The organism is Arthrobacter sp. TmtSoilC77 (assembly GCF_059739415.1).
The window spans coordinates 2898424-2920109 of the sequence record NZ_AP046050.1 but is presented as its reverse complement, the minus strand read 5'-3'; the positions used below and the strand labels follow the sequence as shown (position 1 = coordinate 2920109).

23 protein-coding genes are annotated in these 21686 nt (G+C 62.2%); 17 read left to right on the top strand and 6 right to left on the bottom strand.

Features of this window, described 5'->3' with window-relative positions:
• Positions 1–28 precede the first annotated feature (28 nt).
• The 17 genes from AC6I99_RS13480 to AC6I99_RS13400 all read left to right on the top strand — a co-directional run bounded on the left by AC6I99_RS13480 (position 29) and on the right by AC6I99_RS13400 (position 13283).
• Positions 29–1111, top strand: coding sequence for an amidohydrolase family protein (locus AC6I99_RS13480; RefSeq protein ID WP_497944895.1), 1083 nt, complete (start codon positions 29–31; stop codon positions 1109–1111).
• Positions 1112–1188: 77 nt separating this feature from the next.
• A complete protein-coding gene (locus AC6I99_RS13475) occupies positions 1189–2061 on the top strand; it encodes a VOC family protein (RefSeq protein WP_497944896.1) in 873 nt (290 codons plus the stop codon).
• Between the two features lie 106 nt (positions 2062–2167).
• Positions 2168–2620 carry a hypothetical protein gene (locus AC6I99_RS13470; RefSeq protein WP_309931313.1) on the top strand — a complete coding sequence of 151 codons (453 nt, stop codon included), beginning with the start codon at positions 2168–2170 and terminating at the stop codon, positions 2618–2620.
• Positions 2621–2808: 188 nt separating this feature from the next.
• Positions 2809–3228, top strand: a complete 420-nt coding sequence (gene rpsP / locus AC6I99_RS13465; protein ID WP_497944897.1) for a 30S ribosomal protein S16 — start codon at positions 2809–2811, stop codon at positions 3226–3228.
• Between the two features lies 1 nt (position 3229).
• The gene (locus AC6I99_RS13460; RefSeq protein ID WP_144659985.1) at positions 3230–3472 is read left to right on the top strand and encodes an RNA-binding protein; all 243 of its coding nucleotides are present in this window, start codon (positions 3230–3232) and stop codon (positions 3470–3472) included.
• A 131-nt stretch (positions 3473–3603) separates the two neighbouring features.
• Positions 3604–4155, top strand: a complete 552-nt coding sequence (gene rimM / locus AC6I99_RS13455; RefSeq protein WP_224090781.1) for a ribosome maturation factor RimM — start codon at positions 3604–3606, stop codon at positions 4153–4155.
• A complete protein-coding gene (gene trmD / locus AC6I99_RS13450; RefSeq protein ID WP_224090779.1) occupies positions 4156–4953 on the top strand; it encodes a tRNA (guanosine(37)-N1)-methyltransferase TrmD in 798 nt (265 codons plus the stop codon).
• Positions 4954–5218: 265 nt separating this feature from the next.
• Positions 5219–5572: a 50S ribosomal protein L19 gene (gene rplS, locus AC6I99_RS13445; protein ID WP_014922079.1), complete on the top strand. Its 354-nt coding sequence runs from the start codon at positions 5219–5221 to the stop codon at positions 5570–5572.
• An 80-nt stretch (positions 5573–5652) separates the two neighbouring features.
• The gene (lepB, locus tag AC6I99_RS13440; protein WP_224090770.1) at positions 5653–6327 is read left to right on the top strand and encodes a signal peptidase I; all 675 of its coding nucleotides are present in this window, start codon (positions 5653–5655) and stop codon (positions 6325–6327) included.
• Positions 6328–7161, top strand: a complete 834-nt coding sequence (gene lepB, locus AC6I99_RS13435; protein WP_497944898.1) for a signal peptidase I — start codon at positions 6328–6330, stop codon at positions 7159–7161.
• A gap of 5 nt (positions 7162–7166) precedes the next feature.
• Positions 7167–7877, top strand: a complete 711-nt coding sequence (rnhB, locus tag AC6I99_RS13430) for a ribonuclease HII (RefSeq protein ID WP_497944899.1) — start codon at positions 7167–7169, stop codon at positions 7875–7877.
• Positions 7878–7945: 68 nt separating this feature from the next.
• On the top strand, positions 7946–8290 hold the full coding sequence (locus tag AC6I99_RS13425; RefSeq protein WP_216923842.1) for a DUF2469 domain-containing protein: 345 nt from the start codon (positions 7946–7948) through the stop codon (positions 8288–8290).
• 113 nt (positions 8291–8403) lie between these two features.
• Positions 8404–8769: a YraN family protein gene (locus AC6I99_RS13420; RefSeq protein ID WP_224090765.1), complete on the top strand. Its 366-nt coding sequence runs from the start codon at positions 8404–8406 to the stop codon at positions 8767–8769.
• Positions 8769–10310 carry a YifB family Mg chelatase-like AAA ATPase gene (locus AC6I99_RS13415; protein ID WP_224164576.1) on the top strand — a complete coding sequence of 514 codons (1542 nt, stop codon included), beginning with the start codon at positions 8769–8771 and terminating at the stop codon, positions 10308–10310. Before AC6I99_RS13420 ends, AC6I99_RS13415 begins: the two co-directional genes overlap by 1 nt.
• Complete coding sequence (gene dprA / locus AC6I99_RS13410) at positions 10307–11554, top strand: DNA-processing protein DprA (RefSeq protein WP_396133572.1); 1248 nt, start codon at positions 10307–10309, stop codon at positions 11552–11554. Before AC6I99_RS13415 ends, dprA begins: the two co-directional genes overlap by 4 nt.
• A 65-nt stretch (positions 11555–11619) precedes the next feature.
• Positions 11620–12546 carry a tyrosine recombinase XerC gene (locus AC6I99_RS13405; protein ID WP_497944900.1) on the top strand — a complete coding sequence of 309 codons (927 nt, stop codon included), beginning with the start codon at positions 11620–11622 and terminating at the stop codon, positions 12544–12546.
• A gap of 233 nt (positions 12547–12779) precedes the next feature.
• Entirely contained in the window at positions 12780–13283 is a 504-nt protein-coding gene (locus AC6I99_RS13400) for a DUF3145 domain-containing protein (protein WP_309931327.1), read from the top strand.
• Positions 13284–13389: 106 nt separating this feature from the next.
• On the opposite strand, the gene AC6I99_RS13395 is transcribed toward AC6I99_RS13400, so the two are convergent.
• The 6 genes from AC6I99_RS13395 to aceE form a co-directional block, all read right to left on the bottom strand.
• Positions 13390–14625 (bottom strand): beta-ketoacyl-[acyl-carrier-protein] synthase family protein, encoded by a 1236-nt coding sequence (locus AC6I99_RS13395; protein WP_224164572.1) that lies wholly within the window; start codon positions 14623–14625, stop codon positions 13390–13392.
• Between the two features lie 133 nt (positions 14626–14758).
• Positions 14759–15004 carry an acyl carrier protein gene (locus AC6I99_RS13390; protein ID WP_011692310.1) on the bottom strand — a complete coding sequence of 82 codons (246 nt, stop codon included), beginning with the start codon at positions 15002–15004 and terminating at the stop codon, positions 14759–14761.
• A 114-nt stretch (positions 15005–15118) separates the two neighbouring features.
• Complete coding sequence (locus AC6I99_RS13385) at positions 15119–16180, bottom strand: beta-ketoacyl-ACP synthase III (protein ID WP_497944901.1); 1062 nt, start codon at positions 16178–16180, stop codon at positions 15119–15121.
• Positions 16177–17106 carry an ACP S-malonyltransferase gene (locus AC6I99_RS13380; RefSeq protein ID WP_224090757.1) on the bottom strand — a complete coding sequence of 310 codons (930 nt, stop codon included), beginning with the start codon at positions 17104–17106 and terminating at the stop codon, positions 16177–16179. The genes AC6I99_RS13385 and AC6I99_RS13380 overlap by 4 nt, the downstream gene beginning before the upstream one ends.
• An 88-nt stretch (positions 17107–17194) precedes the next feature.
• On the bottom strand, positions 17195–18439 hold the full coding sequence (locus AC6I99_RS13375; RefSeq protein ID WP_224090756.1) for a PucR family transcriptional regulator: 1245 nt from the start codon (positions 18437–18439) through the stop codon (positions 17195–17197).
• Between the two features lie 205 nt (positions 18440–18644).
• Positions 18645–21461 (bottom strand): pyruvate dehydrogenase (acetyl-transferring), homodimeric type, encoded by a 2817-nt coding sequence (gene aceE, locus AC6I99_RS13370; RefSeq protein WP_497961970.1) that lies wholly within the window; start codon positions 21459–21461, stop codon positions 18645–18647.
• Between the last annotated feature and the right edge of the window lie 225 nt (positions 21462–21686).

The following is a 21686-nucleotide window of genomic DNA, read 5'->3' as shown; positions in this document are numbered from 1 at the left end:
GTCATGCAGGGCAGATTAGGCTTTTGCCATGGCCAACATCATCGAATTCACCGGTCCTGTGCTTGTTGCAGGAGACGACCAACGGCACGGGCTGTGGTCCGTTGATGGCAACCTGACGTTCGAACGTCCCGTTGCCGCACCCGATTCCATACTGGAGGGATGGGTCCTCCCTGGGTTTGTGGACGCCCATTGCCACATTGGACTTGGCGTCGGCGGGGCAGTTGATGAGCAGACAACCCTTGCCCAGGCCCAAGCCGACCTGAAATCCGGCACGTTGTTGATCCGTGACGCCGGCTCGCCAAGCGATACACGCTGGGTTCAGCGGCGGGAGGATCTCCCGAGGCTGCTTCGTGCCGGGCGCCACATCGCCCGGAGCCGGCGTTACCTGCGTGGATTGGGTCACGAAGTGGAGCCCGGCGAACTCGTGGAGACAGTCCGCAAGGAAGCCCGGGATGGGGACGGTTGGGTGAAACTCGTGGGCGACTGGATCGATCGCGGTGCCGGCGACCTCGCGGTTTCCTTCCCTCGGAACGTGGTGCGGGATGCGATTTCTGCCGCCCACGACGAAGGGGCCAGCGTGACGGCCCACTGCTTCGCTGAAGACACTATTGATGACATGCTCGACGCCGGGATTGACTGCATTGAGCACGCCACCGGCCTTTTGCCCCGGCACATTCCCCGTCTGGTGGAGCAGTCTGTCCCGATTGTTCCTACGTTGGTAAACATCGCGACTTTTCCGGATATCGCCGTCCAGGCCGCACCTAAGTTTCCAGTCTACGCCGAGCACATGACCCGGCTCTGGGAGCGACGCCGTGAACGGGTGCTCGAGGCCTTTGAAGCCGGTGTTCGCATCTACGCGGGAACGGATGCAGGGAGCGTGATCAAGCACGGCAGGATCGCTGATGAAATGCAGGAGCTTTACGACGCCGGCCTGCCAGCCACTGCCGTACTGGACGCCGCCACGTGGGGCGCACGGGAGTGGCTGGGAGCCGAGGCCATCAGCGAAGGGGCAAGTGCCGACGTCGTGCTGTGCCGGGATGATCCCAGGGAGAACCTCGCAACTGTGGCAAGCCTGAACCATGTAGTCCTTCGCGGGAAAGTGGTCTACTAGGAATAAATTGAAGCTTCAAGTGATTTAGATAGGTAGAACGTGCCGAAGGGCGGCCACCTATGAACCGGGAGCTTCACATGACGACGACATCCAACCAGGATCTCCTTCCTGCCGAACTCACGATGGGCACGGTCATGCTCAAGGTCGGCGATATGAAGGTCATGAGTGACTACTATCAGCGGGCCTTGGGCTTGGAGATCGTGGCCGAGCAGGATGGCGGGCTGTACCTGGGACGACTGGGCAAGCCTGTAGTCCACCTCGCTCCCGCGGCCGGCCTGCAGATTCCAGGCCGTGGGGAAGCGGGACTTTTCCATACCGCCATTCTGTTCCAGGACCAGCCTTCCCTGGCAGCCACCATCGCCACGGCGGCACAGTATGAACCGCGCGCCTTTGTGGGCAGCGCCGACCATTTGGTGAGTGAAGCGTTCTACTTCACCGATCCGGAGGGTAACGGTATCGAGCTCTACTACGACAAGCCGCGCGATGTCTGGCAGTGGGATGGCAGGAATGTGGTGATGGACAATGTTGCCTTGCCGCCGCAGCGTTTCCTCCAGCAGCACTTGAGCGAGGCTGCCGTGACTGGCCAGCGGGAAGCCGCTGCCGGCGTCGGGCACGTGCACCTTCAGGTAGGTGACGTGCAGACCGCCCAGGATTTTTATGTGGACACGCTGGGTTTTGAGAGGACAGCGGGCTGGCATGGGCAGGCATTGTTTGTTTCTGCGGGCGGCTACCACCACCATATGGCGATGAACGTATGGAACAGCCGTGGGGCCGGGCCCCGCAGGGATACGCTGGGCCTGGGCGAAGTCCTGATCGAGGTTCCATCTGCCGAGGATGTCGCCGCACTGGCTGACCGGCTGAAAGTTGCGTCCGTGGCGAACCACCATACGGGCCTGGAGTTGCAGTTCGAAGACCCCTGGCGCAACACGCTGCGCGTGGCAGTTCGCTAAGCAACCTCCCACTGCCTTTTCGAGGGCAGGGGCCGGGACTGCACTAGGCTGGGTCTTGACGGTATTCGCCCCCGGGCCCTTGCCGCCGCCCCGTCAGCACGAACGAATGAGAGCACTCTCCATGGGCTTTGCCGAAATTTTTGTAGCCACCCACGATGAAGCCCTCAAGAGGGCGGCTGCCCTGGACCGGGGCGCCGACGTTACCGGCCCCGCCGTCAGGATTGATGGCATCACCGACTTTGAGGTCGAGCAACTGGGTGACCTTGCCGGCAAAGCCGTTCATGCTGCCGGCGCAGACTACGAACTGGCGTTGGTGGACGTCACCAGCGACGCACTCCTTGGTGTTCCAGAGGCGATGGTGAGGGCACTTGCCGAGCTGCTGACGTACGAAAGCGAAGGCGACGGGAACGTTCTTGACGACGTCGCTGCGGCGTGGGCAGCGCAGGAAGACATGCCTTTTGGCGCGGACGAATCGCGTCAGTACGTGCAGCAGTTGGCCTCCTTGGCTACTGACGTGGAAAAAGCGGAGCGGTCAGGGCTCTACGTCTGGTCTGTCTGACCGTTGGGGCCGGGAGTGGCGAAAGTCGTAATTACTTCCCGCATCTGGCACAATGGTCAGGTACTTGATTGGCGCGGCCCCTCTCTCCGTGCCCAAATCTTGTCCTTTCGAACCCCCAAGTATGGCCCGCCCCACGGGTGCAGAACGTCGGGTTCAACCCCGTTTCAGAAACAGGAGTGACCACAAAAGTGGCCGTAAAGATTCGCCTTAAGCGCTTCGGTAAGATGCGCGCACCGTACTACCGCATTGTCGTCATGGATGCCCGCGCCAAGCGCGATGGCCGTGCCATTGAAGAAATCGGCAAGTACCACCCCACCGAAGAGCCGTCGTACATCGAAGTCGCTTCCGAGCGCGCCCAGTACTGGCTTTCCGTTGGCGCCCAGCCGACCGAGCAGGTTGCCGCGATCCTTAAGATCACCGGTGACTGGCAGAAGTTCAAGGGCCTGCCGGGCCAGGAAGGCATCCTGAAGACCAAAGCTCCGAAGGAAGCCTTCGTAGCCCCGGAGAAGGGTTCCGTCATCATTCCGGAAGCCATCACCAAGAAGGCCAAGAAGGACGAAGCCGAAGCTCCGGCCGAGGCTGAAGCAGAGACCACCGAGGCTGAGTAAATTGCTGGCAGAAGCGCTCGAGCACTTGGTCCGTGGGATCGTTGACAGCCCTGAGGATGTCAAGGTCAGTGCCAGGAACAACCGCCGCGGGGAATCCCTTGAGGTGCGTGTTCACCAGGAGGACCTCGGACGGGTGATCGGCCGTCAGGGACGTACCGCACGCGCATTGCGCACTGTGGTTGCAGCCCTGGCAGGTGGCGAGCAGGTCAGGGTCGACGTCGTCGACACCGATCGTCGCCGGTAACGCGCTCAGCAATACTTGTCTTAGATCCGGCCCCTTCACCGAATATGGTGGAGGGGCCGGATTGCTTTATCGATCATTTCACTTCCGCTGCTGCCCGGCAGCGCGGGCACAACGAGAATTCAGAGGAACCCATGCAGCTCCAGGTGGCCCGGATCGGCAAACCCCATGGCATACGCGGCGAGGTGACGGTGCAAGTGCTCACCGACGCCCCCTCCGAGCGCTTCGTCGCTGGAACCGAATTCGTCGTCGAGCCGGCCTCTGCGGGCCCGCTGACCATCCGAAGCGCCAGATGGAACAAAGACATCCTCCTGCTGGGCTTCGAAGAGATTGCAGATCGCAACGCCGCCGAGGCCATCCGTGGTGCGAAGCTTTTCATCGAAACCGAAGAACTCGATGACGAAGACGACGAAGGCTGGTATGAGCACGAACTCGTAGGGTTGGAGGCGCGGGTTGGCTCACAGGTTGTGGGCAAAGTTGCCGCTCTGACCACACTGCCGGTCCAGGACCTGTTGACCATTAAGACGGAGGAAGGGAAGGAAATCCTGGTTCCCTTCGTCGATGAGATCGTGCCTGAGGTCAACATCGAGGACGGCTTCATTCTCATCACACCGCCTGCTGGTCTCTTCGAAATCAACGATGACACGGCCGGGGAGTCCAGGGACGGCGCCGGGGATGATGCCTGAATGAGGATCGATGTCGTCAGCATCTTCCCGGAGTACCTTGCCCCGCTTGAACTTTCGCTGATAGGCAAGGCACGCCAGGATGGGCTCCTGGAACTTAACGTCCACGACCTCCGGACGTTCACCACTGACAAGCACCGGACCGTGGACGACACTCCTTACGGGGGCGGCGCCGGCATGGTGATGAAGCCCGAGCCGTGGGCGCAGGCGCTCGAGTCGGTCGCCGCGGTTCGTGAGGGCACCAAGCCTGTGCTGATCGTGCCTTCGCCGGCAGGGGAAAGGTTCACCCAGGCCCTTGCCTATGAGCTCGCCGAAGAGGAACAGCTGGTCTTTGCCTGCGGGCGGTACGAGGGAATTGACGAGCGCGTCATCGACTGGGCCCACGAGCACTTCACAGTGCGGCCTGTCAGCCTTGGCGACTACGTACTCAATGGCGGCGAAGTTGCTGTCCTGGCCATGGTGGAAGCCATCGGTCGTTTGCTTCCAGGCGTGGTGGGCAATCCCGAATCGCTCGTTGAGGAATCCCACTCGGACGGCCTGCTGGAGTATCCGGTGTATACCAAGCCGTCCTCATGGCGGGACCACGAAGTGCCTCCGGTCCTGCTCAGCGGCAATCACGGAAAAATCGCGCAGTGGCGGCGTCACGAACAGTTCCGTCGCACTGCCGAGCGCCGTCCGGACCTCCTTGACCACTTCGACGCCGGTCAGTTGAGTCGTGCGGACCGCAACGCACTCGCGGACCTGGGTTACGACGTCGTGGATGGTCGCCTGCGCCGCCGCACGGAAAGCAGTGCGACATAGCGGACCCGCTGCCTGCCCCCGGGCATTGCGAGTCAGCATAGTTGGCCCGATGCCGGGGCATGTGGCAGAATTAACCCTTGTGTCTGCTGGGCCAGCACCTGCCACAGGGGGAGCGAAGCCAACAGCCGGACAACCCGGTGCCGCCAATCAGTGGCGGAATCGGACACTAAGAAACTTCGGCGGAGATTTCCGGTGGCTTTGTGCCGCGGGCTTGTCCGCCGTAACCCAAAGTGGATGACCTGTGGCGTTCACCAGGAGTGGATTAATGCATATCCTCGATAGCGTAGATGCAGCCTCGCTGCGTAACGATGTTCCCGAGTTCCGCGCGGGTGACACCCTCAAGGTTCACGTCAACATCATCGAAGGCAAGAACTCCCGTGTCCAGGTATTCCAGGGCTTCGTCCTGGGCCGCCAGGGTGACGGCGTTCGTGAAACCTTCACCGTGCGCAAGGTTTCCTTCGGCGTCGGCGTAGAGCGTACCTTCCCGGTACACTCCCCGATCATCGACAAGATCGAGGTCGTCACCAAGGGTGACGTCCGTCGTGCCAAGCTTTACTACATGCGCGCACTGCGCGGTAAGGCTGCGAAGATCAAGGAAAAGCGCGACTTCGCGAAGTAAGTCCACGACTTACGCAACGGGTCCAGGATCCGTGCCCGGTTTGTTCCGGAGCAATCCGCAACGCAACAGGGATACGAGTCATGGACACATCAGAACGCCAGCCCCGGAAACAGGGCTGGCGTTTTGTTTTGCTGGCATTGGTCCTTGCCGTCGCAATCAGTGGCCTGGTCCGCTCTTTGTGGATCGACGTCTACTACATTCCTTCCGAGTCCATGGAGCCGTTGCTGGGCACGGGGGACAGGATCCTGGTTTCGCGGACGGCGTTCACCGCCGGGCCCATCCAGCGTGGAGACGTGGTTGTCTTTGATGGGCGTGGGTCGTTCGCCCCGCTCAGCAGCGGTAAGGGTCCCCTTGTTGATGCGGCTGCTGCAGCAAGCCAGTGGTTCGGGCTCACGGGAAGCGACACCACATATGTGAAGCGGGTTATTGGGGTTCCGGGTGACCACGTTCAGTGCTGCTCCCCCGACGGCCGCCTCACAGTGAACGGTCAGGTACTTGAGGAACCCTATGTTTATCCCGGAGACGAACCCAGCAAACAGAAGTTCGACGTCGTAGTCCCCGAGGGCCGGCTCTGGCTGATGGGCGACCACCGATCCCGCTCTGCTGATTCCCGCGGACTGCTGGGAGCGCCCGGTGGGGGAATGGTCCCGCTTGACCGGGTGATCGGCAGACCGGTCCAGATTATCTGGCCCCTTGATAGATTTGCAGAGGTGCCTCGCTCCGCGCAGGCCGAACCATCAAAGAACGGACAATAAATGCCGGACAAAGTTCCCGAGAATCCCGAGCGGCACGACGACGACGCGCGGCTCTCGGACGGAACGGCTGGCGTGGCCGGAGTGGCTGAGCCCAGCCCGGTCGCTGACGCTGCTGACGATACCGGCAACGAATCCGAAGAGGGCGAAAAGCCTCACAGGAACCCTGTCCTTGGATGGCTGAAGGAAATCGTCACGGTCGTGGCCATTGCCGTAGTGCTCTCCTTCCTTATCAAGACCTTCCTTTTCCGTGCGTTCTACATTCCTTCTGAATCCATGGAAAGCACCTTGGACGTGAATGACCGCATCTTCATCAATCTGCTGGTGCCGGAGCCCTTCGCCTTGGAACGGGGCGACGTCGTGGTTTTCAAGGATTCGCAAGGTTGGCTGCCCGCAGTTCTGAAGAAACCGGCGGGACCCCTTGATTGGGTAGGCGACACTTTGGAATTCGTCGGGTTGGCAGCCGACGACAATGAGCAGCACCTGGTCAAGCGCGTGATTGGGCTTCCGGGCGATCATGTTTCCTGCTGTGACGCGCAGGGTCGGGTCAGCATCAATGGCAAGCCAGTGGACGAAACATACATCAATCCCGCGGAAGTGCCCCAGCCCAACCCGTTTGACATCGTCGTTCCAGAGGGCAAAGTCTGGGTGATGGGAGACAACCGCAACCACTCGGCCGATTCCCGGGCGCACCAGGAAGTCAATGGTGGTTTCATTAATATCGAGGACGTTGAAGGCAAGGCCACGGTCATCGCCTGGCCCGTCAACCGGTGGACGGTGCTGGACAATTACCCGGATGTCTTCAAGAACGTTCCCGCGGCCACGTCAGGAAAGTAACGGCCATGGGAAGCACCCGGCTGAAAACCAAGACACCGACCGACGTTCCAACCCTGGACGTCGAGCGTTCCTTCCTGTCTCCCCGGGTTCGACTGCTGGCAGGTGTGGACGAGGTTGGCAGGGGAGCCCTGGCTGGCCCCGTGAGTGTGGGAATCGCAGTGGTCAATCTTCAGGACCACGCCCTTCTGGCCGATGTCAGGGACAGCAAATTGCTCAAGCCCGAGGATCGCGACAGGTTGGAGCCTTTGGTCCGTGACTGGGCTGTAGCGTCCGCAGTTGGACATGCGTCCGCCCGCGAAATCGATGAGGTGGGTATCATAGCTGCCCTGCGCCTGGCGGGAACGCGGGCGTGGTGTGAGATTCTGGCCCGTGGCATCACGCCCGACGTCGTGTTGTTGGACGGCAGCCACAACTGGCTTTCTCCGGAAGTTCAAGCTTCACTGTTCGACACCGCACCCACAGGACCCTGGTGTGAAGCTCCGGTCCACACGAAGGTAAAGGCAGACATGAGCTGTCTCAGCGTGGCTGCTGCCAGTGTTTTGGCAAAAGTAGCTCGCGATCGGATCATGGTTGATCTCCACTCTGAAGTACCGGCGTACGGCTGGAACGAAAACAAGGGTTACGCCACCGCAGCCCATCGCGAAGTGATCAGGCTGCAGGGTCCCAGTGCCTATCACCGGACAAGCTGGAACCTCACCGGGCCGGACGTTGTCTGACTGCTTGCTTGGCAGCGTGTGTCCTGCTGATGGCGTCCGGTGCGCGGCAGATGGTGCAAGATGGAACTATGAGCGCCGAGGACCTTGAGAACTATGAAACCGACATGGAGCTGCAGCTCTACCGTGAATACCGGGACGTTGTCGGTTTGTTCAGCTACGTTGTCGAAACTGAGCGGCGTTTCTACCTTGCCAACCATGTTGATTTGCAAGCCCGCAGCGCAGACGGCGAAGTCTATTTCGATCTAACCCTGCAGGATGCGTGGGTTTGGGATGTTTATCGTTCAGCCCGCTTCGTGAAAAATGTCCGGGTAATAACGTTCAAGGACGTCAACGTCGAGGAACTTCCACGCAATGAAGACCTTGCGTTGCCCAAGGATGGCGGCCTGGGAGATCTGGGCGATCTCGGGAATTAGCCCCGCTTCCGCATAACTCTTCCTCCACAAGACGGTGATGTGACGGGTTTACCCACATAGCGCCGGGACTGTCTGTCACCGACCGCTGCCAGCGTGAAAGCTGGGTAGCGGAGGTGGTGCTCATGAGGGCAAAAGACATTCTTGGCCGTAACGGCGAGGCTTTGGCCGCAGGATTCCTGGAAGGCCAGGGCATGCGGATCGTCGATCGAAATTGGCGGTGCGCCGACGGTGAAATCGACATCGTGGCGTTGGAGGGCGACACCCTGGTGGTCGCGGAGGTAAAGACCCGCAGCAGCCTGGATTACGGACATCCGTTTGAAGCCGTGGGTCCAGCCAAGCTGGCACGCCTGCACCGGCTCGCGTCATCGTGGTGCCGGGAGCATGAACTGAATGCTCCGCAAAGACGTGTGGACGTGGTGTCGGTCATCCATGACGGCATCGGAGACCCCCAGCTGGAACACCTGAGGGGTGTTGGCTGATGGGGGTCGGACGCAGCTACTGCATTGCCCTCGTTGGCCTCAACGGCTACATCGTCGAGGTAGAAGCCGACATCGGCCAGACGCTTCCCGCTTTCGTGATCCTGGGCCTCCCGGATGCCGCATTAAACGAAGCCAAAGAACGAATACGCTCCGCGGCACAGAACTCGGGAATTCCTCTGAGCCGGAGGAAGATCACCGCCAATCTCATTCCAGCATCCTTGCCCAAACGTGGTTCGGGCTTTGACCTCGCCATCACCATGGCTGTTCTCCGTGCTGCGGAGGACATTCGTTCGATCGATGGAACAGTCTTCATTGCCGAGCTCGGTTTGGACGGCCGGCTTCGGCCGGTGAGGGGCATCCTCCCGGCCGTGATGGCTGCCGTCCAGGCGGGGTATCCGGAGATTGTCGTAGCAGAAGCAAACGTCGCGGAGGCAACTTTGGTGCCGGGGGCTCGCGTCAGGGGATACCGGACTCTTGCCCGGCTGGCGTACGACTTCGGTGCGGACCCCAAGGAACTCGCCCTGGACTACGACCCGCCCGGTGCTGATCCCGGGGATGAAAATGATGACGCGGAGGGCATCGTGCCCGATCTTTCCGACGTTTCGGGGCAATCGGAGGCCCGGCGCGCCCTGGAAGTCGCAGCGGCAGGTAGCCACCATATGCTCCTGACCGGTCCACCGGGTGCCGGTAAGACGATGCTCGCAGAGCGTTTGCCAGGACTCTTGCCGGACCTGGCGGACAAGGCGGCAATGGAGGTTACTGCCATCCACTCCCTGGCGGCGGTCCGCTCATCAACCGGAACATTGCTCCGGAGGCCGCCGTTTGAGAATCCCCACCACAGTGCTACTTCAGCTGCCATCATCGGCGGAGGCTCGGGGCTTCCCCGTCCGGGCGCTGCCTCGAGGGCACACCGTGGGGTCCTCTTCCTGGACGAGGCTCCCGAGTATGAACGACGCGTCCTGGATGCCCTGCGGCAACCCTTGGAGAGCGGCGAGCTGGTCATTCACCGTTCGGCGGGAACGGCAGCTTACCCCGCTCGGTTTCAACTGGTACTGGCAGCCAATCCTTGCCCCTGCGGCAAAGCCTCGGGCAAGGGGATGGACTGTACCTGCACCGCAATAATGCGGCGGCGGTACTTCGGCCGAATATCTGGTCCTCTCCTGGACCGCGTCGACATACAACTCCAAGTGGAACGCGTGTCCCTTGCCGATTTTGGACAAGCAGGTACCGAAGAGCGAACGGACGCCGTTGCAGGACGGGTACTGGCTGCGAGGCTGAGGCAGGCCGAGCGCCTGGGGGCGTTCGGCATTGAGACCAATTCCCAAGTACCGGGACGCACCCTTCGTGGGGAACTGAGGCTGGCACAGGGCACCACCCGCATCCTGGACACGGCCTTGGAGCGAGGCATTCTCACTGCCCGGGGATACGACCGCGTCCTTCGCTTGGCGTGGACGCTGGCAGACCTGGACCATAGCAGGGTTCCCACTGCAGACCACATCGGACAAGCTCTCGGCCTCCGGCAAGCAACGGCGACGACATGAAGGACAACGTGACGAAGGACGAACTGGCAACGGAACGCACAAGCGCAGTCGTGTTGGGGAAACAGGAAAAGGAAAGGCTTGCACGGGCAGCACTGGCGCGTCTGATGGAACCACAGGATTCCGTGGGGCTCGCCTTGGTTCATGCTGTTGGAGCTGTTGACGCGCTGGGTATCGCGACCGGCGAACTCGCTGTCGGCCCACGCCTGGAACAGGAAATTTCCACCTTACTGACCGAAAGCGGAGGCCCGGCTTCCTGGCCGGGGCTCACGGCCAGCAAGCGACGGTGGGCTCCACGTGTTCCGGACCTTGCACCGGACCGTGACCTGGAGACGATGAAGAGGCTCGGTGGCCGCCTGATCGTTCCCGGCGACGAGCTATGGCCAGGGCAATTGTCGGACCTCGGCCTTCAGGAGCCTTTGTGCCTGTGGTGGCGCGGACACGAGCAACCCCTTCCCTCAACCCGGCAGACCATCGCGCTGGTGGGGTCCAGGGACAGCACCAGCTACGGAGCATCTGTGACGGGGGACCTTGCCTACGGCTTGGCCCAACGTGGATACTGCGTAGTTTCCGGTGGAGCCTATGGCATTGACGCCCACGCCCACCGTGGGGCCCTCCGTGGCGGGGTCGCAAACGTACCGACCATTGCAGTCATGGCTGGGGGAGTGGACCGCTTCTATCCTTCCGGGAACGAGGATCTGCTTCGTGCTGTGGCCAACCAAGGAGCGGTGATTTCCGAGGTGCCACCCGGATCTGCCCCTACAAGGTACCGGTTCCTGCAGCGAAACCGCCTCATCGCTGCGCTGGCGGCTGTCACGGTGGTGGTGGAAGCACGATGGCGCTCAGGCGCACTGAACACGGCCCATCACGCCGAGAGCATAGGGCGGGTAGTGGCAACTGTCCCGGGATCCATTCACAGCGCGAATTCGGCTGGGTGCCACAGGCTGCTCCGCGATGGCGGGGCGATCTGTGTGACGGACGTTGGAGAAATCGCTGAATTGGCCGGTCGGAACGGTGAGGTGATCGGCTCCGAGAAGGATTCGCCTGCCGCGCCTCATGATGGCCTGTCCTTGGAAGACCTGATTCTCCTGGACGCCTTACCGCTTCGATCGGCAAGTTCCGTGGAGAAACTCACAATAGTTGCCGGCCTCAGCCCGGACACTGTTCGCGCGGGCTTGGGGCGATTGGGACTGCTGGGACTCGCGTCCTCGGAACGGGGGGCCTGGAAGCGCACCAAGAATGCGTAGGGCGGACAAGTAGCGAAGCATGTTGATACGCAGCGACGGTCCATGTTGCTGGCAAAGTTGGAAGGGTGGACGCAGAATTATTGCCGGCATCGCTCAAGAGCGCAGCGGAGGGATTCGAACGCTACCTACGCGGTGAACGCGCGAGGTCGGCACATACTGTCCGCGCCTATCTGGCAGATGTGCACAGCCTTCTCGGATTCGCGGTCCAGGAGGGAATACGCGATCTCGATGAATTGGAGTTGGGTTCTCTGCGCCGATGGTTGGGCGCACAAAGCGAAGCCGGCATGGCCCGGTCCACCCTCGCCCGCCGGGCTGCCACGGCCAGGTCGTTCACGAAGTGGGCTTTGAGGGAGGAACTCATCGCCACGGATCCAGCCATTCGGCTGCAGGCTCCTAAACGCGTGAAATCGTTGCCTGGAGTCCTGCAGCAGCAGCAAATTCTCAGGGTCGTGGATAGCCTTGACGCTGCCGCGGCGGATGGAGGTCCTCTGGCCATCCGGGATCGAGCGATGGTGGAGTTGCTGTACGCAACCGGCGTGCGGGTTGGGGAGCTTGCCGGGCTGGACATCGATGACATGGATCCGGATAGACGGACCCTCCGCGTCATTGGCAAGGGAAACAAGGAGCGTACCGTTCCTTTCGGAGTTCCAGCTGCCCTTGCCATCGACGACTGGCTTCGCCGGGGACGCCCGGCGCTGGTGACTGCCACGAGCGGGCCGGCTCTGTTCCTGGGCGTGAGAGGAAACCGCGTTGACCCACGCCAAGTCCGTGCGGTTGTAGCCGTCCTGCTGGAGGCACTTGGCGACACGGCTGCAACGGGGCCCCACGCCTTGAGGCATAGTGCCGCGACCCATCTGCTGGATGGTGGGGCGGATCTTCGCGCCGTGCAGGAAATTCTTGGTCACAGTAGCCTCGCCACAACCCAGATATACACCCACGTTTCCGTGGACAGGCTTCGGAAGAGCTACCAGCAGGCACATCCCCGGGCCTGAACATAACGCCCAAAGAGTCGCACTGGCGGAAAAGGGAAGGGTACGGCAAAATGAAAGCACCACCGCCGAACCTTCAATTTAGGGTTGAGGGTTCGTTTCGTGTCACAATCTAAGAGTCTTAGCTAATTGAATAGCCTGCAGGGTCCATAAGAATGACAGGGCCGGGCAGCAACAGAAAGACATCCGCTGCAGAGGTCGTTGGGGAAGACGTACCTACAGCTATGGAGGATGGAATGTCTGTTGCAACAACCCGCGGTGTCCTTTTCGTGCACTCGGCCCCTACGGCGTTGTGCCCGCACGTTGAGTGGGCCATCGGATCGGTCGTGGACAAGCGGACCGATCTTGAGTGGACCCCTCAGCCAGCTGCGCCCGGAATGTTCCGTGCCGAACTGTCCTGGACAGGTGCGCCCGGCACGGGTGCCCAGTTGGCGTCTGCTCTTCGGGGCTGGGCACATCTGCGGTACGAGGTGACTGAAGAACCCAGCCAAGGCGTGGACGGGGCCCGCTGGTCGCACACTCCGGAATTGGGGATCTTCCATGCTGTCACGGATGTGCACGGCAACATCATGGTCAGCGAGGATCGCATCCGCTATGCCTATGAGTCAGGAGCGGGAGATCCGTCGGCCGTTTACCATGAGTTGTCGTTGGCCCTCGGCGAAGCCTGGGACGAGGAACTGGAGCCCTTCCGCCACGCCGCTGAGGGCGCCCCGGTCCGGTGGCTGCACCAGGTCGGGTAGCAGCAACGCCTGACCGCCACAACATTCCCATAGCAACAGAGAAGGGCCCACCTGATGGTGGGCCCTTCTCGTTAATTCACCTCACGGCATCCGGCGGACGCAGCTCCTAGACGTTGCGGACGGCGATGACAGCGTTGTGTCCGCCAAATCCGAACGAGTTGCTCAGCGCGACGATGTCGCCCGAAGGCAGGTCACGGGCGGAGGTTACGACGTCGAGGGGGATCTCGGGATCCTGGTTCTCAAGGTTGATGGTGACAGGTGCCTTGCGCTCATAGACGGCCAGCACAGTGAGGACAGCCTCCACAGCCCCGGAGGCGCCCAGGAGGTGCCCCATCTGGGATTTGGTGGCAGAGACCGCCACGTTGTCCACGTGGGTCCCCAAGGCGGCACGGAGGGCCGTGTACTCGGGCTTGTCGCCAACCGGTGTGGAGGTGGCGTGGGCATTGACGTGGACTACGTCTTCAGCCTGGATCCTGCCGTCAAACATTGCGGCCTTGAGTGCGCGGGTGGCGCCGAGACCTTCGGGGTCAGGAGCTGTGATGTGGTAGGCGTCAGCTGTGACCGAGGTTCCGGCAAGCTCAGCATAGATGCGGGCGCCGCGGGCGATCGCGTGCTCTTCTGCTTCAAGTACCAGGGCGCCGGCACCCTCACCCATGACAAAGCCGTCACGGTCGACGTCGTACGGACGGGAGGCGCGCTCGGGATCGTCATTGCGGCGTGAGAGTGCCTGCATGGACGAGAAAGCCGCCAAGGGCATGGGGTGAATGGCGGCTTCCGCCCCACCGCACATGACCACATCGGCCTTGCCCGAGCGGATCAGGTCCAAGCCAAGGTGCAGGGCCTCGGTACCGGATGCGCAAGCAGAAACCGGAGTGTGGGCTCCGGCGCGGGCGCCGAGGTCAAGGCTGACGGCAGCGGCTACGCCGTTGGGCATAAGCATGGGAACGGTCATTGGCAGGACCCTACGGGGGCCCTTGTCCCTGAGGGTGTCCCATGCATCAAGGAGCGTCCATACGCCGCCGATACCCGTGGCAAAGGCCACCGCCAGGCGGTCGTGGTCGATGTCTTCGATGCCAGCGTCAGCCCATGCCTCCCGGGCAGCGATGACACCAAACTGCGTGGATGGGTCCATGCGCTTGGCTTCCACCCGGCTCAGGACTTCCAGGGCCGGCGTCGAGCACCGGGCAGCAAAGTGGACGGGGAGGTCGTACTTGGCCACCCACTCGTCTTCGAGCGTGCGGGCCCCTGAGACCCCTTTCAGCGCGTTCTGCCACATTGTGGGGACGTCGCCGCCGATGGGAGTGGTGGCCCCCAGACCGGTTATGACTACTTTGCGTGCCATGCGATCACTCTCTGTCGGATCAGCCATCCCGTCTGCGGTTTTTGCAGGGGACGGCAGGAAAAACTTTGGGCGTTACTGCGGCTGTGCCGGGCACAGGGTCAACCACCCCGGCCCGGCACAGCAGGTACCAGGCTTAGGCCTGGGCGTTTGCGATGAAGCTGACGGCGTCGCCGACGGTCTTGAGGTTCTTGACCTCTTCGTCCGGGATGCGTACGCCGAACTTCTCTTCGGCGTTCACGACGATGGTCATCATGGAGATGGAGTCGATGTCCAGGTCCTCGGTGAAGGACTTGTCCAGCTCGACGGCTTCGGTAGCCAGGCCCGTTTCTTCGTTGACGATTTCAGCCAGGCCGGCCAGGATTTCTTCGTTGCTAGCCATTGTTGGCTCCTTTTCTTGTTGTGCCGGCTATGCCGGAAAGGGGGCAAACCGCGGTTACGGTTTGGGTTTGTAAGTCATATTCAGTTGGCTGGAGGCCGCGGGGCCTGTCCAGGTCTATGGCAGGACGACTACCTGGGCACCGAATACCAATCCAGCGCCGAAGCCGATCTGCAATGCCAATCCACCGCTGAGTCCAGGGTTCTCCTGAAGCAGGCGGTGCGTGGCCAGCGGGATGGAAGCGGCTGACGTATTGCCGGCTTGGGCGATGTCGCGGCCAATGAGGACTGTCTCGGGAAGCTTCAGCTTCTTCACCATCTCATCGATGATGCGCATGTTCGCCTGGTGGGGAACAAACGCGGCGAGGTCGCTGGCTTCGATCCCGGCAGCGTCCAACGCTTGCTGGGCCACCTTGGCCATTTCCCACACGGCCCACCGGAAAACAGTCTGGCCGTCCTGACGCAGCGTAGGCCAAACATCCTGCGTTGCAGAGATGATTGCGAGGTCATCTGTTTCGTCCGAGTGGCGGGCGGATTCACCCAGCTTCTTGACGTCTTCCAAAGAGTGGGTCATTCCGATCGCGTCCCACTTGCTGCCATCCGAGCCCCATACTGAAGGTCCGATGCCGGGAGTGTCGGAGGGGCCCACCACTACTGCGCCGGCACCGTCGCCGAGCAGGAATGAGATGGTGCGTTCGTGGTTGTCGATGACGTCCGAGAGTTTCTCGGCGCCAACCACCAAAACATATTCGGCAGAACCGGAGCGCACCAGCGCGTCCGCCTGGGCAACGCCGTAGCAGTACCCTGCACAGGCGGCGGAGATGTCGAAGGCGGGTGCCGGCGTCGCGCCCAAACGCTCCGTAAGGGCAGCGGCGGCTGACGGTGTTGCGTACGGGTGCGTCACGGTGGAGACGATGACTGCACCCAGCTGGGAAGGTTCGATCCCGGCCTGCTGGATGGCCTCGCGGGCGGCACCTTCGGCCATGTCGATGACGCTGACATCGGCAGCTGCGCGGTGGCGGGTGATGATGCCGGTGCGCTGACGGATCCATTCATCCGAGGAATCGATCCACTGGCAGACGTCGTCGTTGGTGACGATGACATCGGGACGGTATGCGCCGATGCCCAGGATGCGGGCGTTCTCGTTGACCGTAGCTTTCTTGAGTACGGGAGTGCTCACGCCTGTCCCTCCAGTTCAGCGAAAAGTGCCAGCGCCGCAGACAAATCGTCCGGGGTTTTGACAGCAACTGTCTTGACTCCGGGCATTCCACGCTTGGCCAAACCAGCAAGGGTCCCGGCGGGAGCCAGTTCGATCACACCGGTGACTCCGCGGGCGGAGAGGTTCTCCATGCACTGGTCCCATCGGACGGGCCGGGACACTTGTGCAATCATGCTGTCGACGGCGGCAGTACCCGCCGTTACTTCCTTGCCGTCGTAGTTGGACAGAAGGGGGACCGTCGGATCCTGCGGGGACAAGGAAGGCTTCAGGGCTTCCAGCGCGCTGACGGCGGGAGCCATGTGCGAGGTGTGGAAGGCGCCGGCAACCTTCAGGGGAATGACGCGCGCCTTGGCCGGCGGGTTGTCAGCCAAAGCCTTGAGCTGCTCGAACGTTCCTGCGGCCACTGTCTGGCCGGCTCCGTTCACATTGGCGGGAGTGGCGCCCGACGCCTCGATGGCGGCGAGGACCTCCGCGGGGTCACCACCGACCACTGCACTCATGCCCGTGGGGGTTACCGCTGCTGCGGCAGCCATACTGTTGGCCCGCTCGCGGACGAAAGTCATGGCTTCCTTCTCAGTGAGGACGCCGGCAAGGGCTGAAGCCGTGATTTCACCGACGGAGTGCCCTGCAAGCACAACGGGAAGTGTGTTGAGTTCGACGTCGAACAAAGACCTGGCTGCCACCAAGCCCGCGGCCACGATCAGGGGTTGGGCCACTGCGGTGTCTTTGATGGTTTCTTCATCGGACGTGGTTCCGTGGGCCTTGAGGTCGATGCCTGCGATCTCGCTCAGGGTGGCCAATTGGCCTTCGACGGAGGGGAGTTCCAGCCAAGGGGCCAAAAATCCAGGGGTCTGGGAGCCCTGTCCAGGGCAGACGATTGCAAGCACGTATCCAGCTTTCCAAATTGCCACGTGATCCACTGGTGTTTTCGTACACCAAGCTCACTGGGTCAGTTTGTAGGAAGTCTACAACGGTTCAGTTCTGTGAACGCGATGCGTGACGCTCGGGGGCGGCTTTGGGCTGGGCCGAAAGCCGGCCCACCACCAGGGCAGTTTGAAGTACGAAGGCTTCCCTTGGGAGGAGCGGATCCCAGCCTGTCACATCGCAGACACGCTTCAAACGGTAGCGCACAGTGTTGGCATGGACGAACAATTCACGCGCTGTGGCCTCCAATGAATGTCCCAGCTCGAGGTAGGTTCCCAAGGTTTCCACCAAGCCGTTCGAGGCTGCCAGCAGCGGGCGGTAAATATTCTTGATGAGGGACCGCCGGGCCGCATCATCCCCGGAAACAACGCGTTCCGGGAGGAGATCGTCCGCTGCGACAGGTCGAGGCGCCGAGGGCCACGCGCGGGCTGCGGTAAGGCCGGCGAAGGCGGCCTGGGCCGACGTACTGGCCTCCAGTAACGAGCCGGCCTCGGGCCCGTACACGACGGCGCCCGGCGCAAACAGTTCACTGAGCTTCAAGTACGCCGTATCGCGGTCCTGGACCCCGCCGAGGATGAGGATGAGGCGGTCACCCTGGATTCCTACGAGCGCGTCTTCTGCGAAACGGCCGGCAGTCCGGCGTAAATCGCTGACGTAGCTGGCGCTGGGCTCCGATGGCGAGTTGCCCACCATGACGGTGAAGCGCTCCTGCGCCTTCCAACCCAGGGCGGCGATCCTTGACCGCAATGCATCTGTGTTCTCGCCCCGCAGGATTGCGTCCACAATCAGCGCCTCAAGCCGGGTATCCCAGGATCCCCGTGATTCCGCCGCGCGGGCGTAGACATCCGCGGCCGCGAACGCCACTTCCCGGGAGTAGCGGAGCACCGCCTCGCGGAGCGAAGGCTGGTCCGATTCAGGAGCGATCACAGGAACCTGGTCCTCGACGACCTCCACTACGATCCGGATCAACTGCAGGGCCTTCTGCAGGCTGATGGAGCGGGTCAGTTCCGTGGGTGCATTGCCGAAGACGTCGGTCAGGATCCACGACGGCGAACTGGGGCGCTCGTACCAGGTCACGAAAGCGGCAATGCCATTTTGGGCCACGAGCCCCAAAGCGGAGCGTTCATCAGAGCTCAGTCGACTGTACCAAGGCAGCGATTTCTCAAGCTGCCGCATGGTGCTGGTGGACAATTGCCCCACATTTGCACGGAGCTGCCGCAGGGTCTCCGCCTTTTCCGGCGACAATGCCTGGGTTGCTGCTTTGCGCTTTGTAGTGATTTTGCTGGGCTCTGCCATGGAACGAGCATACGGTGCATCACGGGCAAGCTCCATTTGTGCGAAGGCTACAACTTATGTTGTCGCTGGTCACGTCATGTTGAGCGCAGAAAAGCCTTTGTTAAACGCCCGACGGCGGCCCCCACCTTCCGATGGAAGCCGCCGTCGCGGGTACTGCCTGAGTTCGTACAACCTGGACTGGTGCCCTGGTTTTCCGGGTTCCTTCTTAGGCGTCGCCGCCTGCTCCGCCGGTGGTGCCGGCGTTCACATCCAGGAGCCGGTACTTATCGATCGCCTTTTCCAGGGCACCTTCTTCGACTTCACCCTTGGCGGCGAGGAGTTGGAGGGTTTTGGCGACGATGGAGTGGGTGTCGTTTTTGAAGTAGCGGCGGGCGGCTTGGCGGGTGTCGGAGAAGCCGAAGCCGTCTGCTCCGAGGGAGGCGAAGTCGTTGGGGATGAATTGGCGGATTTGGTCGGGGACGGCTTTCATGTAGTCGGACACGGCGATGACGGGTCCGGTGGTGCCGGCGAGTTGTTCGGTGATGAACGGGGTGCGGGCGGGTTGGCCGGGGTTGAGGAAGGCGTGTTCTTCGGCGGCGAGTCCGTCGCGTCGGAGTTCGTTCCAGGACGTCACGGACCAGACTTCGGCGGCGACGCCCCAGTCCTGGGCGAGGATCCGGGCGGCTTCCAGGGCCCAGGGTACGGACACGCCGGAGGCGAGGATGTTCGCGGTGGGCCGGTTGGTACCTGTGTTGGCGGCGCCATTGGTGTTTTCCGGGGCGGGGGCGAGGCGGTAGATGCCCTTGAGCAGGCCGTTGATGTCCAGGTTTTCCGGTTCGGCGGGTTGGGTGATGGGTTCGTTGTAGACGGTGAGGTAGTACATCACGTTTTTGTCGGATGCTGTGCCGGTGCCGTCGTTGTTGGGGCCGTACATTTCTTCGAGGCCGTGGCGGATGATGTGGCCGATTTCGTAGCCGTAGGCGGGGTCGTAGGTTTTCACGGCGGGGTTGGTGGAGGCCAGGAGGGGGGAGTGCCCGTCGGCGTGTTGGAGTCCTTCGCCGGTGAGGGTGGTTCGTCCTGCGGTGGCGCCGATGATGAAGCCGCGGGTCATTTGGTCCGCGGCGGCCCAGAAGGAATCTCCGGTGCGTTGGAAGCCGAACATGGAGTAGAAGACGTAGATCGGGACCAGGGGTTCGCCGTGGGTGGCGTACGCGGTGCCGGCGGCGGTGAATGCTGCGACGGCGCCGGCTTCGTTGATGCCGGGGTGGATCAGTTGCCCGGCGGGGGATTCCTTGTAGGCCAGGACGAGGTCCCGGTCCACGGAGAGGTAGTTCTGGCCCTTGGGGTTGTAGATTTTCGCGGTCGGGAAGAACGCGTCCATGCCGAAGGTGCGTGATTCGTCCGGGACGACGGGCACGAACCGGGCCCCGAAGTTCTTGTCCCGCATGAGGTCTTTCAGGAGCCGGACGAAGGCCATGGTGGTCGCGGCTTGTTGTTTGCCGGAGCCGCGTTTGGCGACCTCGTAGGACTTGGCTTCGGGCAGGGTCACGGGGGTGTGGGTGCGGCGGCGTTCGGGGACGAAACCGCCCAGTTCTGCCCGGCGTTCCATGAGGTATTTGATTTCCGGGGCGTCCATGCCGGGGTGGTAGTACGGGGGCCGGTAGAGGTCCGCGTCGAGCTGGTCATCGCTGATGGGGATGCGCAGGTGGTCACGGAAGGCCTTCAGGTCCTCCATGGTCAGCTTCTTCATCTGGTGGGTCGCGTTGCGGCCTTCGAAGTGCGGGCCCAGGCCGTAGCCCTTGACGGTTTTGGCCAGGATCACGGTGGGTTTGCCCTTGAACTCGACCGCTGCCTTGTACGCGGCGTAGACCTTGCGGTAATCGTGCCCGCCGCGTTTGAGGCCCCAGATCTGGTCATCGGTCAGGTCAGCGACCAGGTCCTTGGTCTGCGGGGACTTGCCGAAGAAGTGGTCCCGGACGAACCCGCCGGACTCGGCCTTGTAGGTCTGGTAGTCACCATCGGGGGTTTCGTTCATGATTTTCACCAACGCCCCGTCCTGGTCCGCTTCCAGCAGCGAGTCCCATTCCCGGCCCCAGACGACCTTGATCACGTTCCAGCCCGCACCGCGGAAGAACGCCTCCAACTCCTGCATGATCTTGCCGTTGCCCCGGACCGGCCCGTCCAGGCGCTGGAGGTTGCAGTTGATCACGAAGTTCAGGTTGTCCAGGTTCTCGTTCGCCGCGAGCTGGAGCAGGCCGCGGGATTCGGGCTCGTCCATTTCCCCGTCGCCCAGGAACGCCCAGACCTGCTGGTCGGAGGTGTCCTTGATGCCGCGGTTATGCAGGTACCGGTTGGACTGGGCCTGGTAGATCGCGTTCATCGGCCCGATACCCATCGACACGGTGGGGAATTCCCAGAAGTCCGGCATCAGGCGCGGGTGCGGGTACGAGGACAGGGCATGGCCCTCACGGGACTTTTCCTGGCGGAACCCGTCCAGGTCCTCCTCCGAGAGCCGGCCTTCCATGAACGCCCTGGCGTACATGCCCGGGGACGCGTGTCCCTGGAAGAACACCTGGTCCCCGCCCGAGGGGTGGTCCTTGCCGCGGAAGAAATGGTTGAACCCGACCTCGTACAGGGTCGCCGCGCCGGCATAGGTGGAAATATGCCCGCCCACCCCGATATCGGCCCGCTGCGCACGATGGACCATGACCGCGGCGTTCCACCGCATGTACGCACGGTACCGGCGCTCGAACTCCTCGTTCCCCGGGAATTCTGCTTCCTGATCCACCGGGATCGTGTTCACATAATCAGTGGTCGTCACCATCGGCACACCCACCGACCGGGCACCGGCACGCTGCAACAACGAACGCATAATGTACTGGGCACGCTCCGTGCCCTGCTCCGCGATCAACGCATCAAGGGACTCAATCCACTCCGCGGTCTCTTCCGGATCACGATCAGGCAGCTGGGCAGTCAACCCGCTGAGGATGTGTGAGGTCTCTTCTCCTGCAGCCACGTCCAACCTTCCTTTAGGCGCATGCATCGGCGCCTCAGGTCTGGCAGGGTAACTGCCCGTCATGAACGCGTCGTGTGCGACATCTCGGTTTCAACAGCCCGGTCGGATGCGCCGGGCAGGTCTTGTGAGCGCATGGCTGCCCAGTAGAATTCCTCGGGGCGATCGCCCTGCAGCCAAAGCGCTCATGGCCACTCTAGCTTTGACAGCGCTGGGATGCGTAGCCGTGGGGCCTCAGGGGCGTTGTATGTCACA